Genomic DNA, 8,146 nt, shown 5'->3' on the forward strand with positions numbered 1-8,146 from the left:
CAGCCGTGGTGGTCCAGGAGCCCCGTCTGGGCATGGGATGAGTGGAGATGGCGGGAATCGAACCCGCTTCGAGAGCCACCGTCGACCTGCACTGCTTCTGCTATCCCAGGTCAGGCGCGGACAGCTGGGGACTGGCGCGGACGCAACAGCACCAGACGAACGTCCTCGTGCTCCCAACGGGAGCACCGATGATCTTGATTGGTGCGACGGGGCCGGCCTCGACGTTCACTCGTACCACGTGATGCGGCAGACGTAGACACACTCGTGCCGGGGGACGACGAGAAAGCTGATGAAGCCACGTCAACCGAGAATGTCGAACTCACGCAGGCCACCCGATTTTCCGGTGGGCCGACCGACGGTTTCGGCATCACGGCCCAGTACCGACAATTCGGTGGCGATACGCTCGACTTCCGCGATCACGCCGGGCGGCAGGCCGCCGGTCACGTGGGCATGGTCGTCGGCGTTGTAGTCCCAGGTCCAGTTACTCACAGGCCGATCTCGGCCTCTGCCTTGTCGAGGATCTGCTGGATCTCCGCCAGCGCGGACGCCGGATCGTCCGTCCCCTCCTCGATCAGCCGCTCCAGGGCGTGTAGGCGTGCCGCCGTGCGGGGATGGCGTTCGATCTCCACGAAAACGGCCCAGGAGTGAATGAAGGCTCTCAACGGGGCCAGGGATTGCGTCTGCTGGGCACTCGTCGTGGCCTCGAAGAGGTGCTGGGTCAAGTCGGGCACGCGGCTGGGAGCGATCTTCGCGACAGCCTCGCGGAGGGCAGCGGGCGTACGATCCGGCATGGGGATCAGGGGCCCGCTCCCGGCGGCGATCGGCGTACTCACGTGTCCTCCTCGGTCAGGCTCCACTCGGGAGTAGATCCCACGCTACCGCCGCGCCCGCCATCACGCGGAAGCTTCGGTCATGACGAAGGCCCCGCCGCCCCGGAGGGCGGCGGGGCCTTGGCCCACATGGGATGAGTGGAGATGGCGGGAATCGAACCCGCGTCCAACGGTGCAGAACCAGGGCTTCTCCGAGCGCAGTCCGCTTCGATTTTCTCGGCCCCGGAGATCACGCGGACAAGTCTCCGACGGGCTCAGTCACTGTTTGATTTCCCTCCAGCCCCCGTGACCGGGGTTAGAGGTTTAGATGCCTAGCTGACGCCAGGATCCGGGTCGGCATCACGCCCGGGCTGACGCTCCTCACAGAGGCTTCGTTTGTTTCGCTGTTATTAGGCAGCGAGGGCGAAGCGGGAGTTATCGCTCTTGGTGTTGGCGATTATTTTTTGCGACATGTGGTTAGCGAGATCATTGCCGCTTCCTCGGCTCGCTTCCCCTGCCTCGACATCCGCTGTCGAAACCGATCATCCCCATGTTGATTTTTCAAAACGTGCGCCTACCCCCGTAGGGGCGGTGCAGGCCCCATGGTACGCGAAGTGGACCACTGCGTGCCAGGAGATTAACCCTCGCCGCGCTGGCGCCGCCGGGCGGCCGCGATGGCGCGGTTCGTCTCGCGGGTGTCCTGCTTCTCGCGCAGGGCCTGCCGCTTGTCGTACTCCTTCTTGCCCTTCGCCAGCCCGATCTCGACCTTCGCCCGGCCGTCCTTGAAGTACAGGGCGAGCGGGACGACGGTGTGGCCGGTCTCCTGGGCCTTCGACTCCAGCTTGTCGATCTCCTCGCGGTGCATGAGGAGCTTGCGCTTGCGACGGGCGCTGTGGTTGGTCCAGGTGCCCTGGCTGTACTCCGGCACGTGCACGTTGTACATCCAGGCCTCTCGGCCCTCCACGGACACGAAGCCGTCGACGAGCGAGGCACGGCCCTGGCGCAGGGACTTGACCTCGGTGCCGGTGAGCACGATCCCGCACTCGTAGGTGTCGAGGATCGTGTAGTCGTGCCGCGCCTTCTTGTTCTGGGCGATCAGCTTGCGCCCTTTTTCCTTAGCCATAGTGCGGTCATTTTCGCACTACGGGCCCACCCCGAGGCCACCCAATACCGTGCGCGCCCGCTCCTCGGCGCCGTCGGCCGCGGCGAGGTCGGGGGTGATGCCGCTGCCGTCGAGGCTGCGGCCGGCCGGCGTGCGGTACGTGCCCACCGTCAGCTCGGCCACCGAGCCGTCCGGGAGCTCGGTCGGCATCTGCACCGAGCCCTTGCCGAAGGTCCGCGTACCGACCGCGACGGCGCGGCCGCGGTCCTGCAGGGCGCCCGTGACCAGCTCGGCGGCGCTCATCGTGCCGCCGTCGACCAAGGTGACCAGGGGGCGGGCGGTGTCCCCGCCGCGGGCGGCGTACAGGGCGCGCTCGGCGCCGCGGACGTCGTACGTGCCCACGAGCCCGCCGTCGAGGAAGGCGGAGGCGGCCGTCACGGCCTCGGTGACCAGCCCGCCCGGGTTGCCGCGCAGGTCGAGCATGACCCCGGCGCCCGGCGGGGCGGACCGGACGGCGGCCCGGACCCGCTCGCCGGAGCCGCGGGTGAAGGAGGCGACCTTGATGACGGTGATCCCGCCGGGCAGCTCCCGTACGGTCACGGGGTCGGTGTGCAGCTGCTCGCGGCGCAGGGTCTCGGTGAGCTCCTCGGGACCCCCGGCGCCGTCCCGGCCCAGCCGCAGCACGACCGGGGTGCCGGCCTCGCCGCGCAGCAGGGCGACGACCTCGGTGACGCCGAGGCCGGTCACGGTGCGGCCGTCGACGCCGAGCAGCCGGTCCCCGGCGCGCAGGCCGGCGCGGGCCGCGGGGCTGTCGGGCTGGACCTTGGTGATCGCGACGGAGCCGTCGCGGCGGCGCTCGGGCCAGAGCCCGACGCCGGTCCAGCGGCCGTCGAGGTCGTCGGTGAAGGCGGCGTACTCGCCCTGGTCGTAGACGACGCCCCAGCGGTCGCCGCTGCGGCTGACGACGTCCTGGGCGGCCTTCTTGCCGGACTTGCCCTCGGCGACGGCCTCGGCGGCGGCGCGGGCGACGGCCTCCCGGTCGGCGGTCCCGGCCGCCCCTTCGGGGCCGGTCCCCGGCCCGGATCCGGAGGACGTTAAGCCGGCACCGGCCGCGGTGCCCGTGGCGTCCGCGCGGTCCCAGCAGCCGAGCCCCGCGGCGGCGGTGACGGCCGTGACGAACGCCAACGTCAAAGCGGCCCCGCGACGCTTGTCGCGGGGCCGGAGACAGAGGGCGGGAAGACGCGGCATGGCTGCGAGTCTAGGACAAGCGCCGTTGCGGTACGGGGGGTTGGGCAGAGCTCACACGGGGCGCTCGTCACACCTTCAGGTACTTGCGCAAAGCGACGAACGCCGCCAGCGACGGCATCAGCACGCCGATGACCAGGACCAGCGGCAGCTTCGTCAACACCGAGTCCCAGCCGATGAAGTTGATCAGCTCCATCTTCGTGCGCAGCGAGGCGCCGTGGTCGATGACGAAGTACTGGCCGGCGCCGAGCATCAGGCAGGCGAAGACGGCGCCGATGAGCCCGGCGAAGGCGGCCTCCATGATGAACGGCACCTGGATGTAGAAGCTGGACGCGCCGACCAGCCGCATGATCCCGGTTTCCCGCCGACGGCTGAAGGCGGAGACGCGCACCGTGTTGACGATCAGCAGCAGCGCCACGATCAGCATGATCATCATGATGCCGAGGGCCGCCCAGTTGAGGTAGCCGAGCATCTGGAAGAGGTTGTCCAGCTCGGTGTGCTGGTCGGCCACGGACTGGACGCCGTCGCGGCCCGCGAAGGCCGTGGTGATGACCTTGTACTTCTCGGGCTGCTTGAGCTTCACCCGGAAGGAGTCGGGCATCTGGTCCGGGGTGATCACCGAGGCGAGCGCGGTGTGCCCGAAGCGCTCCTTGTAGTGCTTGTAGGCCTCGTCGGAGGACTCGTAGTGGACCGTCTGGACCAGGTCCATCTTCTTCAGGTCGGTCTCGATCTGCTGCTTCTGCTCGGGGGTCACCGCCCCCTTGGCGCAGGCCTTGCTGCCGGTCTCGCTCTGGTCCTCCGCGTCGCTCTTGTTGCAGAGGTAGATCGAGACGTTGACCTTGTCGTACCAGTAGCCCTTCATCGCGCTCACCTGGTCGCGCATGAGCAGGGAGCCGCCGAACAGGGCCAGCGAGAGGGCCACGGAGATGATGACCGCGAAGGTCATGGTGAGATTGCGGCGGAGACCGACGCCGATCTCCGACATGACGAACTGGGCGCGCATGACGTCTGGGTGGGCCTTTCAGTGCTGGTAGCCGTAGACGCCGCGCGACTGGTCGCGTACGAGACGGCCCTGTTCGAGTTCGATGACGCGCTTGCGCATCTGGTCCACGATCTGCTGGTCGTGCGTGGCCATGATCACGGTGGTGCCGGTCCGGTTGATCCGGTCCAGCAGCTTCATGATGCCGACGGAGGTCTGCGGGTCGAGGTTGCCGGTGGGCTCGTCCGCGATCAGCAGGGCCGGGCGGTTGACGAAGGCGCGGGCGATGGCCACGCGCTGCTGCTCACCGCCGGAGAGCTCGCCGGGCATGCGGTCCTCCTTGCCGCCGAGGCCCACCAGCTCCAGGACCTGCGGGACGGCCTTGCGGATCTCGCCGCGCGGCTTGCCGATGACCTCCTGGGCGAAGGCGACGTTCTCCGCCACCGTCTTGTTGGGCAGCAGGCGGAAGTCCTGGAAGACGGTGCCGAGCTGGCGCCGCATCTGCGGGACCTTCCAGTTGGAGAGCTTGCCGAGGTCCTTGCCCAGGACGTGGACCTGGCCGTGGCTGGCCCGCTCCTCGCGCAGCACCAGCCGCAGGAAGGTGGACTTGCCGGAGCCGGAGGAGCCGACCAGGAAGACGAACTCCCCCTTCGCGATCTCCAGGGAGACATCTCTGAGCGCGGGGCGGTTCTGCTTCGGGTAGGACTTGGAGACGTTGTCGAATCGGATCACGGGTGCACCACGGTCGCCGGGAGTAGGTGTGCGTGACCATACGCGAACGGGCGCGGGGTGGGGACCCGCCGTCCGCAGTTGTCCGGTATATCCCCTGGCCGGGAACGGGCCTGCCCGCGTTTGCCCGGACGGGCCGCGCCGAATGTCGCCGGAGCTGGCACAGTGGTAGGGGGAACGGCAGTGTTCCCCCACGCGTTGTACAAGGGGACGAGAGGAGGAGAGCGCATGACATATGACCGGCTCGTGTGCGCGAACTGCGCCGCGCCCGTCAGTCAGGGCCGCTGCCCGGTGTGCCGGGCGAACCGGGAGCGCCTCCAGCAGGAGGGCCCCTTCGCAGGCCTGAATCCCATGGCGCTCATCGCGCTCCTGGTGGTCCTTGTGGCGGCGCTGGCCTTGGTGGCCCAGCACGCGGCATAGGCGGCGCAGGCGCCGGGCGCAGCAGGCGCGGGCTCGCCGCACGTCCCGATCATGTGCCGAAACGAGAGACGAAAGACACAACGGAAGACACGGAAAAAGACGACGAGGACGAAGAGCCGGGGCCCGGACACCTGAAGGTGTTCCGGGCCCCGCCACGTCAGGTCACGGTCGCGCTCAGGCGGCCGTCCCCTGCTCCGTCTTCTTGCGCCAGCGGATGCCGGCCTCGAGGAACCCGTCGATCTCGCCGTCCAGCACGGACTGCGGGTTGCCGACCTCGAACTCGGTGCGCAGGTCCTTGACCATCTGGTACGGGTGCAGCACGTAGGAGCGCATCTGGTTGCCCCAGGAGCTGCCGCCGTCGCCCTTGAGCGCGTCCATCTTGGCGCGCTCCTCCTGGCGCTGGCGCTCCAAGAGCTTGGCCTGGAGGACGTTCATGGCGCTGGCCTTGTTCTGGATCTGCGAGCGCTCGTTCTGGCAGGAGACCACGATGCCGGTCGGGATGTGCGTGATGCGCACCGCCGAGTCGGTGGTGTTGACGCCCTGGCCGCCGGGGCCGGAGGCCCGGTAGACGTCCACGCGCAGGTCGGACTCGTCGATCTCGACGTGGTCGCTGGTCTCGACGACCGGGAGCACCTCGACACCCGCGAAGGAGGTCTGGCGGCGGCCCTGGTTGTCGAAGGGCGAGATGCGCACCAGGCGGTGCGTGCCCTGCTCGACCGAGAGGGTGCCGTAGGCGTACGGGGCCTTGACGACGAAGGTCGTCGACTTGATGCCGGCCTCTTCCGCGTACGAGGTCTCGTACACCTCCGTGGAGTACCCGTGGCGCTCGGCCCAGCGCAGGTACATGCGCTGCAGGCGCTCCGCGAAGTCGGAGGCGTCCACGCCGCCGGCCTCGGCCCGGATGTTGACCAGCGCCTCGCGCTCGTCGTACTCGCCGGACAGGAGGGTGCGCACCTCCATCTCGTCCAGCGCCTTGCGGACCGAGACGAGCTCCGCCTCGGCCTCGGCGCGGGTGTCCGGGTCGTCCATCTCCTCGGCCAGCTCGAAGAGGACGGCGAGGTCGTCGATGCGGCCGCGCAGCGCCTCGGTCTTGCGGACCTCCGCCTGGAGGTGGGAAAGCCGGCTCGTGATCTTCTGGGCTGCCTCCGGGTCGTCCCACAGGGACGGGGCGGCGGCCTGCTCCTCGAGCACGGCGATGTCTGCCCTCAGCTTCTCGAGGTCCAGGACGGCCTCGATCGACCCCATGGTCGAGGAGAGGGACTTCAGCTCTTCGGAAACGTCGACGACTGCCACGGGTCCAGCGTAGCCGGTCCGCGGGCGGCACCGACCGGCCAGGCCGGTTCACCCGTTCTGATGTACGGCGATACGGGCGTACGCTCACGGTATGACTCTCCTCCTCGTCAAGCGCCGCCATGTGGACCACATGCGTGTCACGACGACGAGCTGTCTGCCGCCGGACCGATCTCAAGCCTGATCCACCCAGATCCGACTTGGTCCTGTACGCGGCTACCGCGGCCCCGGCGCCACCCCTGCCGGCCGGCCCTCCCCCTCCGCTGCCCCGACACCTTCCGGGGAACAGGACCCCGTGACATCCGAAACGGAGCCGTCATGCCGTCCGCGCACTCCCTCCCTGTCATCGATCTCTCCCAGGCCGACGACCCGACCCAGCGGGCCGATTTCCTGAAGAAGCTGCACGCCGCAGCTCGGGACACCGGCTTCCTGCACCTCACCGGGCACGGCATCACCGATGCGGAGAGCGCTCGCATACTCGACGTGACCAGGGCTTTCTTCGCCCTCCCGGAGGCCGACAGGCTCGCCGTCAGCAATCTGAACTCGCCGCACTTCCGCGGCTACACCCGCATCGGCCACGAGCTGACCGGCGGGGCGTCCGACTGGCGCGACCAGCTGGACGTGGGCGCCGAGCGGCCCGCGCCGGCCGTGGGGCCCGGCGACCCGCCGTACCTGTGGCTCGAAGGCCCCAACCAGTGGCCCGCGGCCCTGCCCGAGCTGCGGACCGTCGTGCTGGACTGGCAGTCCCGGCTGGCCCGGGTGGCCCACCGGCTGCTCCAGGAGCTGCTGACCTCCATCGGCGCCCCGCACGACTTCTTCGACGCCGCCTTCGCCGACCGGCCGCACCTGCACACCAAGCTGATCCGCTACCCCGGGTCCGCGCCGTCCGGCGCCGACCAGGGCGTCGGCGCGCACAAGGACTACGGGTTCCTGACCCTGCTGCTGCAGGACTCCGTGGGCGGGCTGCAGGTCGTGAAGGACGGCGGGTACCTGGACGTGCCGCCGATGCCGGGGGCGTTCGTGGTCAACCTCGGTGAGCTGCTTGAGATCGCCACCGAGGGGTATCTGGTGGCCACCGACCACCGGGTGGTCAGTCCGCCGGGAGCCGTGGAGCGGTTCTCCGTGCCGTTCTTCTACAACCCGCGGCTGGATGCGGTCGTGGACACGGTGCCGGGTGAGTACCTGCGGTCGGCGCCGGGCGTCGCCCACGACGCGTCGAACCCGCTGCACGCGGAGTACGGCCGGAACGAGCTGAAGGGCTGGGTCCGGGCCCACCCGGCGGTGGCCCGCCGCTGGCACCCGGAACTGGTCGCCGCCTGACCCCCGGCTCGGGGACCGCCTGCCGCTGCCGCTGCGCGGAGCGGTTCCCCACCCCGCCCCTTCTCCCCCAGCTACCGCTGGGAGGTGCCCCCAGAAACCGGGCTACGCCCGGACCCTTCAAAGATTTGGGGGCTCCGCCCCCGGACCCCCGCGCCTCAAACGCCGGCGAGGCTGGATAAATCCAGCCCGCGCGGCGTTTGAGCGCACCGGGCGCGAAGCGCCCCGAAACGGGTACCGGGCGGAGCACGATCC

General features: G+C 69.5%; 9 protein-coding genes and 1 other RNA gene. 2 read left to right on the plus strand and 8 right to left on the minus strand.

The window, feature by feature from the left end; all coding sequences use genetic code 11:
- Window positions 1–300: 300 nt before the first annotated feature.
- The 7 genes from ABZ924_RS37460 to ftsE all read right to left on the minus strand — a co-directional run bounded on the left by ABZ924_RS37460 (window position 301) and on the right by ftsE (window position 4,867).
- On the minus strand, window positions 301–489 hold the full coding sequence (locus ABZ924_RS37460) for a hypothetical protein (RefSeq protein WP_361920030.1): 189 nt from the start codon (window positions 487–489) through the stop codon (window positions 301–303).
- On the minus strand, window positions 486–791 hold the full coding sequence (locus ABZ924_RS37465; protein ID WP_361920046.1) for a DUF6247 family protein: 306 nt from the start codon (window positions 789–791) through the stop codon (window positions 486–488). Before ABZ924_RS37465 ends, ABZ924_RS37460 begins: the two co-directional genes overlap by 4 nt.
- 175 nt (window positions 792–966) lie before the next feature.
- Window positions 967–1,359, minus strand: a transfer-messenger RNA (tmRNA) gene (ssrA, locus tag ABZ924_RS37470).
- Window positions 1,360–1,446: 87 nt separating this feature from the next.
- Window positions 1,447–1,932: an SsrA-binding protein SmpB gene (gene smpB, locus ABZ924_RS37475; protein WP_361920032.1), complete on the minus strand. Its 486-nt coding sequence runs from the start codon at window positions 1,930–1,932 to the stop codon at window positions 1,447–1,449.
- Between the two features lie 18 nt (window positions 1,933–1,950).
- The gene (locus ABZ924_RS37480) at window positions 1,951–3,159 is read right to left on the minus strand and encodes a S41 family peptidase (protein WP_361920034.1); all 1,209 of its coding nucleotides are present in this window, start codon (window positions 3,157–3,159) and stop codon (window positions 1,951–1,953) included.
- Window positions 3,160–3,226: 67 nt separating this feature from the next.
- Entirely contained in the window at window positions 3,227–4,159 is a 933-nt protein-coding gene (gene ftsX, locus ABZ924_RS37485) for a permease-like cell division protein FtsX (protein ID WP_361920036.1), read from the minus strand.
- A gap of 18 nt (window positions 4,160–4,177) precedes the next feature.
- Window positions 4,178–4,867 (minus strand): cell division ATP-binding protein FtsE, encoded by a 690-nt coding sequence (gene ftsE / locus ABZ924_RS37490; protein WP_361920038.1) that lies wholly within the window; start codon window positions 4,865–4,867, stop codon window positions 4,178–4,180.
- A gap of 225 nt (window positions 4,868–5,092) precedes the next feature.
- Between ftsE and ABZ924_RS37495 the strand changes: the two genes are divergently transcribed.
- Window positions 5,093–5,284: a hypothetical protein gene (locus ABZ924_RS37495; RefSeq protein WP_361920040.1), complete on the plus strand. Its 192-nt coding sequence runs from the start codon at window positions 5,093–5,095 to the stop codon at window positions 5,282–5,284.
- A gap of 174 nt (window positions 5,285–5,458) precedes the next feature.
- On the opposite strand, the gene prfB is transcribed toward ABZ924_RS37495, so the two are convergent.
- Window positions 5,459–6,577 (minus strand): peptide chain release factor 2, encoded by a 1,119-nt coding sequence (gene prfB / locus ABZ924_RS37500; protein WP_361920042.1) that lies wholly within the window; start codon window positions 6,575–6,577, stop codon window positions 5,459–5,461.
- Between the two features lie 315 nt (window positions 6,578–6,892).
- Here prfB and ABZ924_RS37505 point away from each other — a divergent pair, with 315 nt between their 5' ends.
- Window positions 6,893–7,894 carry a 2-oxoglutarate and iron-dependent oxygenase domain-containing protein gene (locus ABZ924_RS37505; protein ID WP_361920044.1) on the plus strand — a complete coding sequence of 334 codons (1,002 nt, stop codon included), beginning with the start codon at window positions 6,893–6,895 and terminating at the stop codon, window positions 7,892–7,894.
- The last annotated feature ends 252 nt before the right edge of the window (window positions 7,895–8,146 follow it).

Source organism: Streptomyces sp. NPDC046876 (assembly GCF_040645035.1).
Taxonomy (GTDB): domain Bacteria; phylum Actinomycetota; class Actinomycetes; order Streptomycetales; family Streptomycetaceae; genus Streptomyces.

Bases quoted from the DNA above. Each gene is read 5' to 3' on its own strand.
- ABZ924_RS37465 (WP_361920046.1), bottom strand. From the start codon at position 791: ATGCCGGATCGTACGCCCGCTGCCCTCCGCGAGGCTGTCGCGAAGATC.
- smpB (WP_361920032.1), bottom strand. From the start codon at position 1,932: ATGGCTAAGGAAAAAGGGCGCAAGCTGATCGCCCAGAACAAGAAGGCG.
- ABZ924_RS37480 (WP_361920034.1), bottom strand. From the start codon at position 3,159: ATGCCGCGTCTTCCCGCCCTCTGTCTCCGGCCCCGCGACAAGCGTCGC.
- ftsX (WP_361920036.1), bottom strand. From the start codon at position 4,159: ATGCGCGCCCAGTTCGTCATGTCGGAGATCGGCGTCGGTCTCCGCCGC.
- ABZ924_RS37495 (WP_361920040.1), top strand. From the start codon at position 5,093: ATGACATATGACCGGCTCGTGTGCGCGAACTGCGCCGCGCCCGTCAGT.
- ABZ924_RS37505 (WP_361920044.1), top strand. From the start codon at position 6,893: ATGCCGTCCGCGCACTCCCTCCCTGTCATCGATCTCTCCCAGGCCGAC.